General features: G+C 69.8%; 13 protein-coding genes. 4 read left to right on the plus strand and 9 right to left on the minus strand.

Annotation, left to right across the window (positions count from 1 at the left end; translation table 11 throughout):
* Nucleotides 1-102: 102 nt before the first annotated feature.
* Nucleotides 103-1,926: a hypothetical protein gene (locus OO014_RS01240; protein ID WP_272460410.1), complete on the plus strand. Its 1,824-nt coding sequence runs from the start codon at nucleotides 103-105 to the stop codon at nucleotides 1,924-1,926.
* Nucleotides 1,911-3,206 carry an acyltransferase family protein gene (locus tag OO014_RS01245; RefSeq protein WP_272460411.1) on the plus strand — a complete coding sequence of 432 codons (1,296 nt, stop codon included), beginning with the start codon at nucleotides 1,911-1,913 and terminating at the stop codon, nucleotides 3,204-3,206. The genes OO014_RS01240 and OO014_RS01245 overlap by 16 nt, the downstream gene beginning before the upstream one ends.
* Here OO014_RS01245 and OO014_RS01250 read toward each other — a convergent pair.
* The 5 genes from OO014_RS01250 to OO014_RS01270 form a co-directional block, all read right to left on the minus strand.
* Entirely contained in the window at nucleotides 3,110-7,234 is a 4,125-nt protein-coding gene (locus tag OO014_RS01250; RefSeq protein ID WP_272460412.1) for an alpha-(1->3)-arabinofuranosyltransferase, read from the minus strand. The genes OO014_RS01245 and OO014_RS01250 overlap by 97 nt on opposite strands.
* Nucleotides 7,201-7,947: a class I SAM-dependent methyltransferase gene (locus tag OO014_RS01255; RefSeq protein ID WP_272460413.1), complete on the minus strand. Its 747-nt coding sequence runs from the start codon at nucleotides 7,945-7,947 to the stop codon at nucleotides 7,201-7,203. Before OO014_RS01255 ends, OO014_RS01250 begins: the two co-directional genes overlap by 34 nt.
* The gene (locus tag OO014_RS01260; protein ID WP_272460414.1) at nucleotides 7,944-9,086 is read right to left on the minus strand and encodes a glycosyltransferase family 4 protein; all 1,143 of its coding nucleotides are present in this window, start codon (nucleotides 9,084-9,086) and stop codon (nucleotides 7,944-7,946) included. The genes OO014_RS01255 and OO014_RS01260 overlap by 4 nt, the downstream gene beginning before the upstream one ends.
* A 34-nt stretch (nucleotides 9,087-9,120) precedes the next feature.
* Nucleotides 9,121-9,315, minus strand: a complete 195-nt coding sequence (locus tag OO014_RS01265) for a hypothetical protein (RefSeq protein ID WP_272460415.1) — start codon at nucleotides 9,313-9,315, stop codon at nucleotides 9,121-9,123.
* A 77-nt stretch (nucleotides 9,316-9,392) separates the two neighbouring features.
* Nucleotides 9,393-10,979 (minus strand): hypothetical protein, encoded by a 1,587-nt coding sequence (locus OO014_RS01270; protein ID WP_272460416.1) that lies wholly within the window; start codon nucleotides 10,977-10,979, stop codon nucleotides 9,393-9,395.
* A gap of 84 nt (nucleotides 10,980-11,063) precedes the next feature.
* Here OO014_RS01270 and OO014_RS01275 point away from each other — a divergent pair, with 84 nt between their 5' ends.
* Complete coding sequence (locus OO014_RS01275; protein ID WP_272460417.1) at nucleotides 11,064-12,347, plus strand: oligosaccharide flippase family protein; 1,284 nt, start codon at nucleotides 11,064-11,066, stop codon at nucleotides 12,345-12,347.
* A 12-nt stretch (nucleotides 12,348-12,359) separates the two neighbouring features.
* Here the strand turns inward: OO014_RS01275 and polA are convergent, their stop codons facing one another.
* Nucleotides 12,360-15,035 carry a DNA polymerase I gene (gene polA / locus OO014_RS01280; RefSeq protein ID WP_272460418.1) on the minus strand — a complete coding sequence of 892 codons (2,676 nt, stop codon included), beginning with the start codon at nucleotides 15,033-15,035 and terminating at the stop codon, nucleotides 12,360-12,362.
* 77 nt (nucleotides 15,036-15,112) lie between these two features.
* On the opposite strand from polA, the gene OO014_RS01285 reads away from it, so the two are divergent.
* Nucleotides 15,113-15,532 (plus strand): PaaI family thioesterase, encoded by a 420-nt coding sequence (locus OO014_RS01285; protein WP_272460419.1) that lies wholly within the window; start codon nucleotides 15,113-15,115, stop codon nucleotides 15,530-15,532.
* Between the two features lie 6 nt (nucleotides 15,533-15,538).
* Here OO014_RS01285 and OO014_RS01290 read toward each other — a convergent pair whose 3' ends face one another.
* The 3 genes from OO014_RS01290 to OO014_RS01300 all read right to left on the minus strand — a co-directional run bounded on the left by OO014_RS01290 (nucleotide 15,539) and on the right by OO014_RS01300 (nucleotide 18,214).
* Nucleotides 15,539-16,084: a GNAT family N-acetyltransferase gene (locus OO014_RS01290; RefSeq protein WP_272460420.1), complete on the minus strand. Its 546-nt coding sequence runs from the start codon at nucleotides 16,082-16,084 to the stop codon at nucleotides 15,539-15,541.
* 211 nt (nucleotides 16,085-16,295) lie between these two features.
* Entirely contained in the window at nucleotides 16,296-17,411 is a 1,116-nt protein-coding gene (locus OO014_RS01295) for a hypothetical protein (protein WP_272460421.1), read from the minus strand.
* A gap of 98 nt (nucleotides 17,412-17,509) precedes the next feature.
* Nucleotides 17,510-18,214 carry an ABC transporter ATP-binding protein gene (locus OO014_RS01300; protein ID WP_272460530.1) on the minus strand — a complete coding sequence of 235 codons (705 nt, stop codon included), beginning with the start codon at nucleotides 18,212-18,214 and terminating at the stop codon, nucleotides 17,510-17,512.
* Nucleotides 18,215-18,217: the final 3 nt, after the last annotated feature.

Genomic DNA, 18,217 nt, shown 5'->3' on the forward strand with positions numbered 1-18,217 from the left:
GCTTGAGTGACGACGCTGTCGGATGCAGGATACGCGCTGGTAACCTACCGCCGGAAGCCTAGCAGCGTCCCGGTCAACATTCACGACCCAGATCGAGGCAGGATGTCCAACGTGCCGCACGTCACCCCCGCCGCCCAGCCGGCCGTGTCGTGGAGCCCCGTGTCCGCCTCCTGGGCACTCGGCGCGGTGATCCTCGCATACCGGGCCTGGCAGCTGTCCCAGGCGTACTTCTGGCAGGACGACTTCCTCTACCTGTACAGCGCCGACGTCTCCACCCTCGGGATGAGCTACCTGCTGCAGGACTACCACGGTCATCTCATGCCCGGGGCGTTCCTCGTGGCCGATGCCGTGGCGCAGCTGTCTGGTCACAGGTGGTGGGCAGCGGCAAGCATCGTGATGGTGATGGAGGCGCTCAAGGTCATGCTGGTCATTCGCACCAGCCTGGCGTTGTTCGGCGCTCGTTGGGGCACTCTGCTCCCGACGTCACTGCTGTTGATGTCTCCCATGTGGGTCACCCCCACCCTCTGGTGGGCAGCCGCACTCCAGTCACTACCCCTTCAGATCTCGGTCCTGGCCTCGGTGTGGCTCGTCGACCGGTATCGACGCCGGCAACGAACGACGACCTTGGCCGCAACGGCCGCGGTGTACCTCTTCGGCCTCCTCTTCTGGGAGAAGGCGCTCGTCGTGCCGGCCGCAGCCTTCGCCGTCACCCTGGTCGTCTCTGCGTGCCGGGGGTCGCGTCCGCTCCGTGCGGTCCTCTTGGACGTGACCCGCAGCCTGCATCGGGTCATTGTCGTCTGGGTCGTCATCACCGTCGGTTACCTGGCCGTCTACCTCAATCGGATCGACCTGGCCGCTCAGTTCAGCAGCACGGGGGTAGCCGCTGACGACAAGGTCGCAGCCCTGCGCCACTCCGTCGTCTCGTTCGTCACGGCGCTGGCGGGGGGGCCGTGGCGCGCAACGGCGGGGACGGACACCCTCACCCCTGCGCCTCCGGCAGGGGCGGTCTTCGTCGCGGTGCAACTCGTCCTGCTGGCCGGGGTGGTGCTCCTCGCGGTCGGCGGCGCCCGGCGGCTGGTTCTTGCCTCGGCAGCGACAGGAGCCTTTCTCCTGGTCGACGCGGCCGTCGTCTCGATGACGCGCCTCGACCTCCTCGGTCCCGCGCAGGCCAGCGACCCTCGCTACTTCACCGAGGCACTGATCGTCACGGCCCTCTCTGCGGGGGCCTGCGCCATGGGCAGCGACGCCTCGCAGCATCCCCTGGTGAAGCGCATCGGCGACCGTGGTCCGATCCTCGTCGGTGTGGCTGTGGCCGTGTTCGCCAACAGTGCGGCCATCGCGCAGCAGGCGCTCACCGAGGTCGCGTCCCGGAGGGGGTCCGGCCCCTGGGCCGTGGAGGCGGCCCGGCAGGTGGCCGACAAGGGCGCACTCGACGTCCACGACGGCCCGGTCCCGGAGGACGTGATCGGCGGCATCTTCGGGTCGGAGGCGCGCGCCTCGCGGGTGCTCGCTGACCATCGCCTGCCGATCCGGTGGAACACCACGACCTCGGACCTGCTCATTTTCGACGGGCTCGGCGTCCTCCGTCCGGCAGACCTCAAGGACGTGACTCTCGACGCGGGAGCCGGACCGGACCCGGGCTGCGGCTGGCTGGCCAGGCCCGGAGCCCCCGCCCGGATCCGGCTTCCGGTGTCCGTCGACCTGGAGGAGCAGCCGCTCGCCCTGGGTCACTTCAGTGACCGGCCGGCCCGGCTGGAGGTCATGCTCGACGGGGAGCCCCGCGAGGTGAGCATTGGTCAGGGCCTGAACCGCCTCTGGATCTACTCCCAGGGCCCGCGTGTTCGTGACATCGAGGTCCGGGTCGTCCAAGGTGGTGCCGTGTGCGTGACCGAGGCGAGAAGGGGGACCGTATGGCCCAGACAGTGATGGGCGGCGCGGCGCAGGCCGTCGAACCCACCCGCTTCGCCGCTCTCGATGGCCTGCGGGCCGTCGGCGCGCTCGCCGTGCTGACCACTCATGTCGGCTTCCACTCGGGCGCCTCACTGAACGGGCCGGCCGCTGGCCTCTTGTCCCGGCTGGACGCGGGGGTTGCCCTCTTCTTCGTCATCTCTGGCTACCTGCTCTATCGCCCACACGCGATGAGCCGGATGACGGGCGGCCCCGGTCCCGTGCTGACGCGCTACCTCATGCACCGGTGTCTGCGCATCCTGCCGGCCTTCTGGCTGGCGGTCCTCGGCGCAGCCCTGCTCATGCGGGACCCAACCATCGACGCCTACGAGTACCTGCGCATCGCCACCTTCACGCAGATCTACACGCCAAGCGCCTCCGTCCCGGGCCTGACCCAGATGTGGAGCCTGTCGACCGAAATCGCCTTCTATCTCGCCCTGCCGCTCATCGCAGTGCTCCTGGCGCGCGTCCCCGGGACGGCTCACTCATGGGCTGCGCGAAGCAGCCGAATCCTTCTGGTCGCCATTCCCGCCGCCGTGGCCTGGATCGTCTGGGTGCACGTCGACGAGGGCGCCGGCCACCGGGGGTTGTGGCTCCCAGCGTTCCTGGGCTGGTTCGGCGTCGGGATGGGCCTGGCTGTCTGGAATGCTGCCCGCACCGCTGGCGTCCGACGAGCAGGATGGCTGGATCACCTGGCCGGCTCGCCAGGCACCTGCTACGGCACTGCCGGGGCGCTCTACCTCGTCCTGTCCACTCGGCTTGCCGGACCGCTGGACCTTGCCGAGCCGACCTTGAGCGCGGCGGTGGTCAAGAACCTGGGCTATGCCATCCTCGGGGGTTTGCTCGTCCTCCCCGCCGTCCGATCCGGGCCGGCGGCCTCCCACTCCCTCGTGGCGCTGACAGGTAGCGCCACGCGTCAGCTGGGCGCAATCTCGTACGGCATCTTCTGCTATCACCTGATCGCCCTCGATCTCGCCGAGCGAATGCTGGGCCACGCAACCTTCGACGGGCAGTTCGTCGAGCTCCTGATCCTCACCACGGCACTGACGCTCCCCATGGCCTGGTTGAGCCATCGGTTCGTCGAGCTCCCGGTCATGCGATGGGGGCGCCGCTACCGGTGGGGCGCGCCGCAGGTTCCGTCCGTCGGTCGACCACCCTCGGCTCAGGCGTCCCTCGGCGAGGTGCCAACCGGCCCGATCTCGCCGCCTGTCACTGCGGAGGTCCCCACCACAACGAGCAGCAGCCAAGCCACGAACTGAGCAAACGCCGAGGTCAGCTGAGCACCGCCGGCACCCCAGGGATCCAGCATCACCGCCACAGCGAGAATGAATCCAGCGGTGACGATGGCCGGGCCCGCGACTGGCCGAAGGTGGCGGCTGACGAGGTGGATGCCGACAGCGGCCAGGACTGCGACGCAGCCGACCCAGCCGGCATTCAACAGCGCCGCGACCACGACGACCGCAGCCGCCAGCCGGCCCCCTCCGGAGCTGCTCACCGGGATGACGTCGTCTCGCGACCAACGGCGCACCGCTGCGAAGAGGATGAGGAGCAGGAGCTCCGCTCCGACGACCAACCCCAGGGCATACGGCCGCTGGGCGACGAACTCACGGCCGATCATGGTCGCCGGACCGGCCGGAATTACCCAGGCCTGCTGCCAGCCGTTGACCCGCACTGCCTGCAACTCGGTTCCCTCCGGCGTGGTGGCCACCCAGGCGTCGTTGAAGTTGTGCGGCATCACGATGAGACCAGTCTCCTCCCGCGCGCCGACCGAGATCTTTCGCGCGCGGTCCGATTCGACGACCACTCGGACCGGAGGCGTGGCTGGTGCCGCCTGCCCGTGCTCACCCTCCTGAACGGCTCGCTTCCTGAGCAGGACGGAGCTTGGCAGGAACTCCGCACTGGCGGTTGCGATCAGCACATGCCGGCCGGCCGACAGGCTGACGGGAGTGGACGCACCGGCGCCGCACACCTCCCAGGACAAAGGGGATCCGCGGAGGACGTCCTCCACAGTCCCCCTCACCTGCGTCTCGTAACGGGTTCCGTCGACCCGCAGGTCAGGGCCCAGCCCGCACTCCGATCCGACGAACGCGCCCGGGTCCAGCGGCGTTCGCAGGTCCTCCGCCCCGATCAGCCGAAGTTCCGAGATCCCGACGGGAAGGACGGATCGCCAGCCGGTGCGTGCGTCCACGTTGGTGGTGGGCTGCGATCCGGTGAACGTGATCGTCACGGAAGCCGTCCTGGTGGCCGGGAACCGCACGTAGCCCTCGCGGTCGACCGGCAGGCTGATTCTCCGCCGGTCCCCGAGCGTGACCATCACCTGACTCGGGCGACTGGCAGCAAGCGCTGGATCAACCAGGACCTGTAGGCCGGTCAGGCGACGGGCACCCGGCAGAGTCACGCGTAGCGTTGGTGCAACGTCCTCACTCCCCGCTACCCAGCCCGTTCCGACATCGCGGTCCAGCACTGCTGCCGGACGACCCGCCGGGCCGGGGACGGCACGCGAGCTCGCCGTGGCAGTGGCCCTTCCTGGCAGATCGAGAAGCGCGTCCAGACTCGCAGAGGGCCGCGGCACCACCTCGCCCGCGAACCGGTACTGGCCGCGGTCTCCCGTGGTGAAACCTCTCCTGATCCCAGCGACCTCCTCTCCGGCCACGACACTGGATGCAGCGCAGAGCGGACGGGAACCGGCGAAGTGGCAGCCTGAGCTGCCCCCGTCCTGCACCCGGAAGGCGATGAGGTTCAGTGCACCTCGAGCTGCCGTGGTGGTGACGATGCGAGGTTCCGGCTGCACGCCCGGCACGTCAAGCTCGGCGATCGAGAAGGCGCCGTCGGCGGCTCCAGAGACGGCTGTGAGGGTGATCCGGAGGCGAGCCGTGCGTCCCTCCGGGACCTCGAGTCGCCACTCACCACCGGCCCGCACCTCCTGCTCGATCCTCCCGGCATCGGTCGAGACCATGACGCGTGTGGGGATCGCCTCGACGGTGGACTGTCCTGAGAGGACGATCGTCGTGCCACGCACATCACGGGGCTCCAGGAACTGGACATCGAGCCAGGCGCCGACGCCCCGTCCGACCTCCCCGGACACCCACCGAGTGGTCGGGTCGCCGTCCAGCGCAGCTCCCGGCCAGTGGCCAGGGCCGAGTGGCAGCGTCGCCGTTGCGTCCGAAGCCGACGAAGACGCATCGACGGCCGCGACGCCCTGCCACTCCAGTACCGCAGATGGGCGGGCACCGGTGGGCAGGTAGTCGATGGTCTTCCTCCGACTGCGAGCCTCGGCATCGGCGGCCAAGGTCTCGGACGTGTTGTTGCTCGGCCGCCCGAAGGCAACCTCGCGACGGCGCAGCCCGTCCGTCAGCACCTCGTTCACGGGGGTCAGACCGGCCGCTTCACCATCCTCCCGAAGCACCAGGGCACTCGATCGAGAAAGGGCCGGAGTCAGACTGAAGACGTCCTCTGGACCACCGATGAGCGTGGTCACCTTCGACACCGGGACATAGCGCACCGCGCTCGCGGATCCCACGTCGAAGACCTCGACGCTGGGATACGGCAGCAGGGTCCGTTCGCTGACCGTGAGCTCACTGCTCTCCCACTGGCTGCCGGCCGGTGGTCCGAAGGCAGCTACGCGCTTGATGCCGGCTTCGTCCAAGCTCTCGTGGACCGCCACCGGCTGCGCCGTGGCGACCGAGGCAACAAGGTCGTTCCGGACGACCACGTAGCGGATGCCGGCCTGAGCCAGGCCCTGACGCAGCTCTGGAGACCCCGTACCGTTGCGGAGGCGTCGTTCGACCTCGTCGAGGAGACGCGTCGCTCCTGCACTACCGAGGGGTACCGCATCCCGAACGACCAAGGGGCGCTTCATGAGAGCCTGCAGGGGCTCATCCTTGGGAGACCCCCACGTGAGATCGGCGAAGGACGCCGCCGGCACGACGAGCGCTGAGCCAGGCGCTGGCTGCGCATCCAGCCACCTCGCGACGTCCCGCCAGTGGGCGGGGATCGTCTCGTACGCCCCAGCGCGAGGCAGCGCCGACACCAAGCCGGGCGCCGCTATCACCACGATGGGTACGGCGGCTGCAACGGCCTGGACGATGCTGCTGATACCCCAGCTGTCAGCTAGCTCGACGAGGCGGGCGGAGGCATGAGCCAGACCGAGCACCAGCGGGATGCGCAGCACCAGCTCGAACTTGTGCAGGTTTCGCAGCGGCGCGAGCGGACCATCCAGAAGGGCGTGAACCTGGTCCACGAACGGGCCGGGCGCCGATCGGCTGAATCCGAGTGTCAAGGCGAGGGAGCCGACCGCAAGTGCGGTCAGGAGCCAGCCGCGGGCGGGCATGTCGCGCCGGGCGAGACCAGCAAGGCCGAGGATCGCGATGGCGAAGGACACGGCGATCAGCACCGGCTGGCTGGCGAAGAGCCACCCCGTCGGCCAGCTCGCCTGTCCGTTGATGGTCAGGTAGGACAGCCACGCGGTGGTCCCCTGGATCGCCGCAACGGCGCTCGAGGTGCCAGTGGTCACTCGAGCGTCCTCGATCCAGTCCAGGAACGGTGGGCTGTACCTGCCGAGCACCAGGAGTGGGACCAGCCACCACGCGGCGGCCATGAGGCAGGCACCCAACCAGAGGACGAACGTGCGGACCCTGCTCCACCTGCCCGGTTGAGTCAGCAGCCACAGCGTCGGGAGGACCAGGGCGACCCCCGTGGCGACGGCGTTGACTCCACCGATCAGCCCAAACGCCGCCGCCGAGCGAGCGACCCGGCCGAGGAGTGGGCGAGGGGCCGGATCCACCAGGGGCACCAGCACCCAGGGCGCCAGCGCCATGGGCCAGACCTCCACCGACGTGATCGCCACCTCGCTGAGGAAGCGCGGGCTGAGCGCAAATACCAACGCGGCGAAGTACCGTGTCCATGGGGTGCCGATGCCCAGGACGGTGCCCAACCGCCACAGGCCGAGGAAGGCGACGCAGAGGATGAGCGCCCACCAGAGCCGTTGGATCAGCCACTCAGGCAGGCCCAAGACGTCGAGGAACCAGTGAAACGGGCCTACGGGGAAGAGGTAGCCGTAGGCCTGGTTCTGCAGCTGGCCGAGCGAGCTCCCGTCCCAGACCGTCAGCGCTCTGCTGAGGAACGACGCGGGGTTGGCGGTCAGGTCGAGCTTCGTGTCCGGCACGATGAGTCCCGGCGCCTGGTGGAGGCAGAGCGCCGCCAACAGGAAGCAGGCCGAGAGCAGCCGGAATCGCCAGACTGAGCGCTCCGCCGTCATCGAGGCCGCAGGACGATCACCGCGTTCCAACTGCTGACCTCACGGACTCCCGGCACCCGGATGACCCAGTGCGCCCACGACGGATGGTAGCGCGGCAGCATGGCGACGATGTCCGCGCGTCCCTCGCGCTCCAAGCGGTTGGCCCAACGACTCATCCGCGCGACGGAGCATGCGAAGAGGGTCCGTCCGAAGTCGTTCTTCGGGCGCCTGCCGTTGCGTCGCGCATAGCGATCTGCCGCCCGGCGCCCACCGACGTAGTGCCAGGGCGCGGTCTCGTGACCGCCCCACGGCGAGAGCCAAGGCGTCCACGACAGGTACACCAGGCCGCCCGGTCGGGTGACGCGAACCAGTTCGTCGGCCATCTCCTCAGGGGTGCGGACATGCTCGAGCACGTTGCTTGAATAGGCGACGTCCACGGCTCCCGACCGGAGCGGCAAGGCGAGTCCGGAGGCTCGCAACATGTTGCGGCCGGCTTCGCCACGGGCGTTGAGCTCACCGACGTCAGGGTCCAGGCCCGCATACCTCGCTCCGGCTGCCGCGAAGGCATCGGCAAAGTAGCCGGGCCCACCCCCCACGTCGATGACGGTGGCGTCACGAAGGCTGATCCAACGCTGGAGCTGCCTGACGGAGTCCTGGGCAAGCAGGGAGTAGAAGTGGTCGGGATCGGTCTGCTCGACACGGAAGGCGCGGAAGAGCTGGAGAGAGCGACGAACAGACCCGTCGCGCTCCAGGACGTGCGTCATGCCGACTCCCTCTCGGCCTTTGCCGGTGAGGTCTCCGCCCCTGCGACGACGCTCTGCAGCAGGTCGTGCCAGCGCGCCACGCTGGCGTTCCAGGTGTACCCCAGTGCCCGGTGTCGCGCAGCCTCGCCGAGGCGGGCACGCTCCGCATGGTCGTGCAGCAGCTGGGCCGCCGCCGCCGCCAGGTCGGCTGACTCATGAACCAGGACGCCAGTCTGCCCATCGAGGATCGACTCAGACAGGCCACCGGCGCCGTGGTGGGCGATGGTAGGCACTCCGTGGGACGCCGCCTCGACGACGTTCAGCCCCCACCCCTCCTTGGCGCTGGGGGCGAGAGCCACCCATGCCCGAGCAAGCTCGCGGTGCTTGGTGATCTCGTCGACATACCCGAGCACGTGCACCTGGTCGCTCACCCCGGCCTCTGCGGCGTGCCGTTCGATGGCAGAGCGCCACCAGCCGTCACCGACGACCCGCAACTGGAGCCGGGGGAACTCGTCACGCAGCCGTGCAACCACATCCACGGCGAGCTCCACTCGCTTGTGGGGCACCAGCCGGCCCAGCACCACCAACGTCGGGTCCCGGTCCTTCGCGGTCGCCAGGGCCAGAGGCCGACTCGTGCCGTTGTGGATGACGTGGATGTCGTCTGCGGCCACGCCCAGGTCCACGAGCTCGTCTCGGCTGCGCTGCGACACCGTGACGTACGGCCTGCCGCGGTAGAGGGCCGGCGCGATCCTCGACTCGATCAGCCAACCCACCCGAGCAAGGATGGGGCCGAGGACGACCGGCCACTGTTCGCGGTGCACATGGTGCACCAGCGCGATGACCGGCCCACGGGTGACGAGCGGTGACCAGAAGGGCAGCCCGTTCTGGGTGTCGATGATGACATCGAACCTGCCGCGCGAGCGCGCCTCGCGCAGCATCGCGCTGAGCGCTCGGGGATACACCGAGAGGCGACCCCCCGCCCGTACGACCCGGTAGCCGTCGAGCGACTCGGAGGCAGGCGCCCCCGGGTGGGCTGCGCAGAAGAGGACGACGTCATGACCGAGCTGGGCCAGTCCGGTACAGATGGTTTGCGCGTAACGCTCGGCACCCCCGCCTTCGGGGTGCGTGAGGTCACGCCAGTTCAGGAAGGCGATCCGCATGAGGGGTGGGATGTCGGCGCAGAAGAGGCGCTGCTCAGCCCCCGTAGGGGATGAGCACTGTCGGCGCTATGGTCTGCTGGGGCCCGGTCTCGACAGCAGCGGTGTCGTTCGGCGCCTGGGCGGCGACCACTTGGACAGCGGCATAGGCCGCGCCGCCGCCTAGGAGCAGGCTGGCCAGGGCCACGACCAGGACCGCCGTACCGCCTCGTTCGCGCTGGGGATTCGACACCGAAAAATCTCCTCTGGGTCCACGGCGCAACGTTGCGCTCCCTACTCCCCGGTATGTTACTGGTGTTCAGGAAAAGATCAACCGGACCGGCGGGCGGTGTCGACCACATGCCAGACCTGGAACTCACGGGTGGTCAGGACTGGTAGGAGTCCGTCGGTGGGCTGCAGAGCCACACCCGGGGTGTCGCGCCACTGGACGACATGGGTGATCCCCAGGCGCGCGAGCGAGGCGGCGTCGACCTTCCCGTTCCTCCAGTCCGACGCCTCAGCGGGGTCGGCCTGCCCGACGACGAGCTCAGCTTCCCCACGGCGCACGGTGAGGTCCCGCGCCGATGTGCTGGGACCTCGTAGCGCCAAGGGAAGCGGGTCGAGGAAGACCTGGCCCCGGGCCCAGCTCGTCTGACGGAGTGGCTGCCAGGGCAGGACCAGCGCATGGCCGTCACCAACGGTGTCGACGACACTTTCCCAAGAGGGGACAAAGGTCACCCTGGTGTACGCCTGATGGAGAAGTCGCGGTGCATCGGAAGCTGCGAGGACGGCCAGAGCGACACCTCCAACCGCTGCGCCTGACGCTGCCAGCACCGACAGGGCTCCGCCCTTGCCCATGGGAGAGCGGATCAACCGGCCCAGACCAACCGGGGCCAGCAGACTCAGGGCAAAAGCTGACAAACCGAGGACACGGTGGGTGTCCCGAAACAGCGCGACGCCTGGAACGGACTGTGCGGCCGTGACCAGCGCGAGGCCAGGCGCGGTGGCCAGGGCGGCCACGAGGGCAGGGGGGCCCAGCAACGCCGTCATCGCGGGAACCCGATGATGCCCCAGAGCTGCAACCCCCAGTCCCGCCAGCATGACAAGGACGCCCGACGCAGTGAGCGCCGGCCATCCGGCGCGCGACGGGAGGTCGGCGGCGGCAGCCCACACTCCCCCGCCGCCCAGGATATCGACGAGTTCGTCGACGCCGGTCACGCTGACGCCGAACGCGCGGGCACCGTCGGGGTCACCAGCGCCGTGGCTGCCCCGGATGGCGGGGACGAGCCACGGCAGACACCACAGGAGCGCCGACACGGCCAGGCGCATCAGGTCCGCCGAGGGTCGACCCATGTGCCACGCTGCGAGGATCGCGAAAGACGCGACAGTCAGTCCGCCGAATGGCGTCAGTGTGGCCGGGAGCGCTGCGAGCACCACCACGCCCACCCACCGCCAACCCCTGGTCTTCGCCCTCACTGCGACGAGCACCCAGGGGAGGACCGACCAGGCCAACAGTGTGGGCGGCTGACCCAGCAGAAGCCGCTCGGCTGCATACGGGCTCCACGTCGCCAGAGCCGCCCCCACCACCACCTCCGCGGACCCTCGGCGACGGAGCAACCACGCCACTCCGCAACCGGAGAGAACGAGGCTCGCCGCGAGCATGATCTGTTGCTGCATCCCCGTGGGGAGGACAGGTGCCAGCAGCGCGGTGACCGCGTCCAGCGGCACGGCTCGCGGAGGGGACCCATCCCACCCCCAGGTGCGACTCGTCAACGATGGGGAGGGCACTGTGATGAAGTCCCGGTGGAGCAGATGGCCGGGGCCGAAAGCCGGTGCGAGCAGCAGCACCGTCATGGCCAACGTCACACAGCCGCCGAGCAGACCTCGCGCCAACTCCGCGCGCCCGGCTGCAATCATGCTCGGCACTATGACACAGCCGATTCGCGCGCTTCACCCATGGGACCGGCCGGTCGACGGCCAGATGACCCCCTGCGGGGACCGGTGACCGGCGAGCCGGTGGCGGCCCGCCCGCGCACGGTGGCGAGGTCAGGTGCCAGCCTTCTCGTCGGAACCCTGTTCTCGAACCTGCTGTCGTACGCCTTCTTTGCCGTCCTGAGCCGCACCATCACCACGTCCGACCTGGGAGCTGTGGGCTCGATCATCAACGTCTCCGTCCTGGCGAGCGTGCCGGCGCTGGGTCTCCAACTGGTCGCCGCCCGGATGGTTGCTCGCGCAGCAGCTGGTGACCGGACGCACGGACTGTCCGCTTCGGCCCTTGTCCGTTTCTCTCTGCTCCTCAGCACGGTGCTGGTGGTCCTCCTGGTCATGGCCACGCCCTTCGTGGCGCAGATCCTCGACGTGGACCGCGCTGTGGTCGTCGTCCTGGCCGCCTCGCTGGTCCCGATGACGCTGACCTACCTCCTGCAGGGCGTGCTACAGGGACACGAAAGGTTCGCCGCGCTCGCGGTCGTCCTGTCCGCGGCAGGGGTGGCCAAGTTCCTCGCCGCGACAGTCGCGACAGCTCTCAGCGCGGGAGTCCTGGGCATCATCGGACTCTTCGCCGGCGGCTGGCTCGTCGTGGCCGCCCTCGCTCTCGCGCTGACGCGCCCGAGCTGGGCGCTCCTCGCCCGAGACACTCCCGAGTCCAGTGTGCACGACCACGTCCCGCGGTGGACCACCACCACGGATCAGCTGGCGCGGTCGGTCGCCCTCGCGGTGGTGCCGACGTCGGGCCTGTTCTTCCTCTCCAGCATCGACGTCATCCTCGCCAGGGTGCACCTGCCCCCAGACGACTCAGGCGAATACATCATCGGGGCGCTGTTCACCAAAGCGGCCTTCTGGGGGATGAGCTTCCTGGCCACCTTGTTCTACCCCGGCATGGCGCAGCACCACCGCCGCCGATGGGCGCTCACCCGAGCCCTCGGCATCACCGTTCTCATCGGTGCGAGCGGTGTCGTGGCGTCCGCGGTCCTCGGCGGGCCGCTCGCCACACTGGTCGGCGGCCAGGGGTATGCCTCGGTCGGCCCGCTGCTCTGGCGGTTTACCGCCCTCGGGGTGTGCCTGTCCCTGGTGCAGGTCCTGGCTTACGCCGGGGTGGCTCGGGCGAGCGCGCCCATGGGCGTCGCCATGTGGGGGGCGAGCGCCGTGGCAGTGCTCGGCGTGGCCCGATGGCACGCCAGCATCGTCGACGTGGTCACGGTGCTCCTCGTAGTCGCAGCCGGGCTCGTCCTGGCCGGTCTCGCCATCGAAGGCCGATCCCTCGCGCGAGCGGACACCGACAGCTGAGCCTGACCTGACTCAGTGAGCAGCGTCGTGCCAGGAGTGCCCGACGCCGACGTTGACGTCGAGGGGCACGTCCATCTCTGCGGCGTGGCCCATCTGCTCGCGCACGATCCGCTCCACGTCGTCACGCTCCCCAGCCGCCACCTCGAGCACGAGCTCGTCATGCACCTGCAGGAGGATCCGCGACCGCGCCCCGGCCTCCGTCAAAGCTCGGTCGACGCCGATCATCGCGACCTTCATGATGTCCGCGGCTGAGCCCTGGATGGGGGCGTTGAGCGCCATCCGCTCCGCCATCTCGCGACGCTGGCGGTTGTCGGAGGTGAGGTCCGGCAGGTAGCGCCGTCGGCCGAACATGGTGGCCGTGAAGCCGGTCCCCCGGGCCTCGGCCACGACCTCGTCGAGATAGGCCCGCACCCCGCCGAAGCGCGCGAAGTAGCCCTCCATGAGGCCGCGCGCCTCCTCGGTGCTGATGCTCAGCTGCTTGGACAGCCCGTAGGCGGAGAGCCCGTAGGCCAGCCCGTAGGACATCGCCTTGACCTTGGAGCGCATCTCGGCCGTCACGTCCTCGGGGGCGACACCGAAGACCTGAGACCCCACGTAGCGGTGCAGGTCCTCCCCCGTGCGGAACGCCTCGATGAGCCCCGCGTCCCCGGACAGGTGGGCCATCACGCGCATCTCGATCTGCGAGTAGTCGGCCGACATGAGGGCTTCATGGCCCTCGCCCACGACGAAGAGCTCCCGGATCCGGCGTCCCTCCTCGGTGCGGATCGGCACGTTCTGCAGGTTGGGCTCGGTCGACGAGAGACGCCCGGTGGCGGCGATGGTCTGCAGGTAGGTCGTGTGGATACGTCCGTCGTCGCTCACCGACTTGCGCAGCCCCTCGACGGTGACGCGCAGCTTGGCGGCGTCCCGGTGCCGCAGTAGTGCCTCGAGGAAGGGGTGCTCCGTCTTGGCATAGAGCTCGGCGAGCGCATCGGCGTCGGTGGTGTAGCCGGTCTTCGTCTTCTTGGTCTTCGGCATCCCGAGCGTCTCGAAGAGGACGACCTGCAGCTGCTTGGGCGATCCGAGGTTGATCTGGTCCCCGCCGATGGCGTCCCAGCAGTCCTGCTGGGCCTGGGTGACCTTCGCGGCGAAGGTCTGCTCGAGCTCGGAGAGCCCGTCCACGTCAACGGCGATCCCTGTGCGCTCCATCCGCGCGAGCACGTCGATGAGCGGCAGCTCCACCTCGGCGAGCAGCTGCGCCCCACCGGTCGCGGCCACCTGCTCGTCGAGGACCCCCGCCAGGTCACGCACCGCGGTCGCCCGCACCATGTCGGTCAGCGCCGCCTTCTCGTCAGCGTCTCCGCCGAAGTCGAGCATGCCCTGCCCGTGCGTGTCGACCGCAGCGCTGAGCTCTCGGCGCAGGTGCCGCAGGACGAGGTCGTCCAGGTGGTACGTGCGCTGGTCCGGCTTGACCAGATAGGCGGCGAGCTGGGTGTCGCTCGTCAGCCCGCGCAGGATCCAGCCGCGCGCGGCGAGCGCCTCGACCGGTCCCTTTGCGTCATGCATGGCCTTGGGCCGCTCCGCGTCCTCGAGCCAGCCGCCGAGGGCGGCCTCACCGGCCGGGTCGAGAGTCGTGAGGTCGATCCAGGCGGCCGCCCCGTCGGGAGCGGCCACGGCGAGCGCGGTCGCGTCCCCGGTGCCGCGCGCCCACGTGCCGGTGACCGACACCCCGGCACGCCCGGGTCCGCCGAGGTGGGTCGCCACCCAGGCCGGCACCTGCGCCGGCGCCAGGACGACCCCGTCGACGTCGAAGCCCTCGTCGGCCTCGGGTGCGCTCGCCTCGACATCGGCGAACAGCCGGTCCCGCAGCACCCGGAACTCCAGCCGGTCGAAGACCTCGTGGACCTCCTCCCGAGCCCACTGGGCGCGTTCGAGATCGTCGATGGTGCAGCCGACCGGGGCGTCCTTGACGAGCTGGTTGAGCCGCCGGTTGCGCAGCACCTGGTCGAGGTGCGTCCGCAGCGACTCGCCGGCCTTGCCCTTGATCTGGTCGATGCCGGCGACGATCCCCGCCAGGTCGCCGAACTGGGTGATCCACTTGGCGGCCGTCTTGGGCCCGACGCCGGGGACACCGGGCAGGTTGTCGGACGACTCCCCCACCATCGCCGCGAGGTCGCTGTAACGCGTTGGCGGCACGCCGTACTTCTCCTCGACCTGGGCGGGACCCATGCGCCACACCTCGGAGACCCCACGCACGGGGTAGAGGATCGTCACGTTGTCACTGACGAGCTGGAAGGTGTCGCGGTCGCCGGAGCAGATCAGGACCTCGACACCCTTCTCGTCAGCCTCGGTGGCGATCGTCGCGATGATGTCGTCCGCCTCGTAGCCGTCGAGCTCGCAGTAGCGGATCCGCAGCGCGTCGAGCACCTCCTTGACGAGCGGGAGCTGACCCGCGAACTCGTCTGGTGTGCGGGCCCGTCCGGCCTTGTAGTCGGCATACTCCTCAGTGCGGAAGGTCTGGCGCGACTTGTCGAAGGCGACGACGACATGGGTGGGCTGCTCGTCGCGCAGCATGTTGATGAGCATCGAGGTGAAGCCGTAGACCGCGTTGGTGTGCTGACCCGTCACCGTCGAGAAGTTCTCCGCGGGGAGGGCGTAGAACGCGCGGTAGGCCAGCGAGTGTCCATCGAGGAGGAGAAGTCGGCTCACCCGGGAGAGCCTAGTGTCCGGCGCCGACAGGCACGCAGCGTGCGGGTCCCCCGCACCGTGCGGCTAGCATCGGCCGCATGCCTGCTGCCACGCACCTCGACTCGATCCGCAAGATGGGCGCCGGAGCCCTGGCTGAGCGCATGGGGATCGAGATCCTCGAAGCGAGTCCGGAGCGCCTCGTCGGGACGATGCCGGTCGAGGGGAATACCCAGCCCTACGGTCTGTTGCACGGCGGAGCCAGCGTCGTCCTCGCCGAGACGCTCGGGTCGTTCGGCGCCGCCCTCGTGGCGGGCGAGGACCGGGTCGCGGTCGGGCTCGACATCAACGCGACGCACCACCGGGCGGCGCGGTCCGGCGTCGTCACCGGCACGGCGACGTTGCTCAGCGGTGGGCGTTCGGTGGCCAGCTTCGAGGTGGTGCTCACCGACGACGAGGGCCGCCGCGTCTGCACGGCCCGGATCAGCTGCCTGCTCCGGGACCGCGCCCCGGGCGCCTGACCGCGCTCAGCCGACGGCTCGCGGCGACTCGGCCGTCGCTCTGCGGAGGTCCCGGCGACGCTGCAGCACCTTGTCGAGGGAGTAGCGCTGGGCGCGCGGCTCTCCGACGAGCTTGCGCTGGAGCGTCGCGGAAGAGGTGACACGGCGCACGGTCTCGGGAACGAACCCCAACCGTGCGAAGAACCGGTTCGCCTCGCGGTCCTGGGCCGGCACGGCGCTGACGAGGTGCTCGCACCCGTTTCGCTCCGCGTAGCGGGACGCCGCGCCGAGCAGGGCCTTGCCGACTCCTTGGCGACGGTAGTCGGCGTGGACGTAGAGCATGTCGATCGAGACGCTGGGGGCGGCGACGAGGAGGCTGCGCGTCGTGTCGGCGATGACGACGTAGCCCGCCGGGATCCCGTCGACGAACGCCATGTAGGCCGTCACGTCGTGGCGGGCCAACGCCTTGCGCAGGGTGCCGTCAGCGGCCAGCCGACAGGCTGCCTCGCGCGTGGTCCCCACCTCGATGCGGTGGGCGATCCACAGCTCGATGAACTGGCTCTCCAGTCCCATTTCGACCCGCTGGACGGTAACCAGCGAACGACCCATACGTCCCTCCAAGTGGTGTGCCCCGGAAGCCACCGCCCGACCTTACGTCCAGAAGGGTGCGCAGCGAAAGGGGCACTTTTGCCATGGGTCGTCCCCTTCCGCTGGGTGCATCACCATGGCGTATGCCGCTGGGCTCGTTCCCGCACGGGTGTCCCCTTCTCGGGTCGCGCCGGATTCAGGGCCGGGCGGACCAGAGCCGGCTGAGGGTGTCGCCGACCGTGGTCACGAGATAGATGGTGTCGCCGAGGGCGGCCGCCGCCACCGGGGCTCCAGCCGGCCCCGGACGGGACCGCCAGCCCGATCCGACCCGCTCCAGGAGCACCCCCGGCGCCACGATGCAGGTCCGGCCACCGAGCCGGACCGGGGGCGGGGCGGCCTGGTGGTCCCCGACGGTCAGCGACGGGATCTCCTGCCGGGTCGCCGTCGATCCGCTCGTCTGCCAGACGGTCAGGACGTCACCGTCGACGCCGACGACGAGACACCCGGACTCGTCACATCGCGCGGAGTGCGCCTCGGCAATCGGCTGGGACGACGGAAGTCGGACGAGAGTCCAGGGTCCCGCCGGCGCAGGCGCGGTCCACAGAGCCGGCACCGACCGCACCGTGCCCGTCGCGAGGTCGGTGACCGAGCCGACCAGAGCCAGCCCGGCCGGAGCGAGGGCGGTGACGGACCTCGCCCCGTTGAGAGCCTCGGGACTGCTCCCGAGGGGGGTGCCGGTCGAGTCCTGGCGGTCCCACCGGTCGCCGGCGACGCGCCAGAGCGACACGTCGTTGCCGGTTCGCGCGCTGGCCCAGGCGCCGACCACCACGGGATCCTCACCCGCGAAGGCAGCCCCGGTCAGGTCCCCAGCGCCCCACCCACCGAAGACGCCGAAGGGTTGGGGCTGCTCGACGAGCCGAGGACGAGGACCCAACGCTCCCTGCCAGACCGTCCAACGGACGTTGGCGTGGGCGCCACCTCGGGCGCCGGCCACCGCGACGACTCGATCGTCATGGACCGCTATCGAGAGCCACCGGGCCACGAACGCATACGGCGAGCTCGGCTCGACAACCACCTGCGTGAGCGAGTCCCCACGCGCGAGGAACAGCCGCGGTCGCGGGCGTTCGGCCGCCAGGGCGCCGATGAGGATCGCGTCTCCGGCAGCGGCCAAGGTGACGGGCTGAACGCCCTGGGGCAGGGCGATCTCGGTCCATGCCAGGCCCGCCGCGGTCGGCGTCGCGTCTCCGACCGTCGTCTGGCAAGCGGCAGCCGAGCTCGCCACGGCGAGCACGAGCAGCGCTGCTGCCAGCACCACCCTCCGCCCCGGGGAGGAACGGCGACCCCTTGGGTGCTCCATCTGCCGATGGTCCCAAGGCGGCCGCCGTCCCTCAACGGGAAATGCGCTTCCGGTCAGTCCTCGCCGAGGTACGCCTTGCGCACCTCGTCGCTCGTGAGGAGCTCCTTGCCGCTGCCCTTGAGGACGATCTTGCCGACCTCGAGGACGTAGCCGTGGTTGGCCCGCTGGAGAGCCGCCTGGGCGTTCTGCTCGACGAGCAGAATCGTCGTGCCCTGCTGCTGCAGCGTCGTCACGGTGGACATGATGCGCTTCATCATGATGGGCGACAGCCCCATCGACGGCTCGTCCAGCATGAGCAGCTTGGGCCGACTCATCATGGCCCGTCCCATGGCGAGCATCTGCTGCTCACCACCGGAGAAGGTCCCGGCTGGCTGCTGGCTGCGCTCCTCGAGGATCGGGAAGAGCTCGTAGACCGCCTTGAGGTCCTTGCCGACCTCGTTGTCCCGCCGCGCGAAGGCACCGAGCCGCAGGTTCTGCTCGACGGACAGCCGGGGGAAGATCCGGCGCCCCTCTGGGGAGTGGGCGATGCCCAGCGTGACGATGTCATGTGCTGCCACGTCGTCAATCCGCTTGCCCATGAAGCGGATCGACCCGGACGTCGGTCGCATCAGCCCTGAGATGGTCCGCAGAGTGGTCGTCTTGCCGGCACCGTTGGTGCCGATGAGGCTGACGACCTCCCCTTGGTCCACGGAGAAGCTGATGCCCTTGACGGCCTTGATCTTGCCGTACGAGACGACGAGGTCACGGACCTCGAGCATGGC

The organism is Intrasporangium calvum, from assembly GCF_028446585.1.
Taxonomy (GTDB): Bacteria; Actinomycetota; Actinomycetes; order Actinomycetales; family Dermatophilaceae; genus Intrasporangium; species Intrasporangium calvum_A.

Excerpts from the sequence above, each read along its gene's own strand:
- OO014_RS01290 (WP_272460420.1), bottom strand. The coding sequence starts at position 16,084 with ATGGGACTGGAGAGCCAGTTCATCGAGCTGTGGATCGCCCACCGCATC.
- OO014_RS01240 (WP_272460410.1), top strand. The coding sequence starts at position 103 with ATGTCCAACGTGCCGCACGTCACCCCCGCCGCCCAGCCGGCCGTGTCG.
- OO014_RS01245 (WP_272460411.1), top strand. The coding sequence starts at position 1,911 with ATGGCCCAGACAGTGATGGGCGGCGCGGCGCAGGCCGTCGAACCCACC.
- OO014_RS01300 (WP_272460530.1), bottom strand. The coding sequence starts at position 18,214 with ATGCTCGAGGTCCGTGACCTCGTCGTCTCGTACGGCAAGATCAAGGCC.
- OO014_RS01285 (WP_272460419.1), top strand. The coding sequence starts at position 15,113 with ATGCCTGCTGCCACGCACCTCGACTCGATCCGCAAGATGGGCGCCGGA.
- OO014_RS01255 (WP_272460413.1), bottom strand. The coding sequence starts at position 7,947 with ATGACGCACGTCCTGGAGCGCGACGGGTCTGTTCGTCGCTCTCTCCAG.
- OO014_RS01270 (WP_272460416.1), bottom strand. The coding sequence starts at position 10,979 with ATGATTGCAGCCGGGCGCGCGGAGTTGGCGCGAGGTCTGCTCGGCGGC.
- OO014_RS01260 (WP_272460414.1), bottom strand. The coding sequence starts at position 9,086 with ATGCGGATCGCCTTCCTGAACTGGCGTGACCTCACGCACCCCGAAGGC.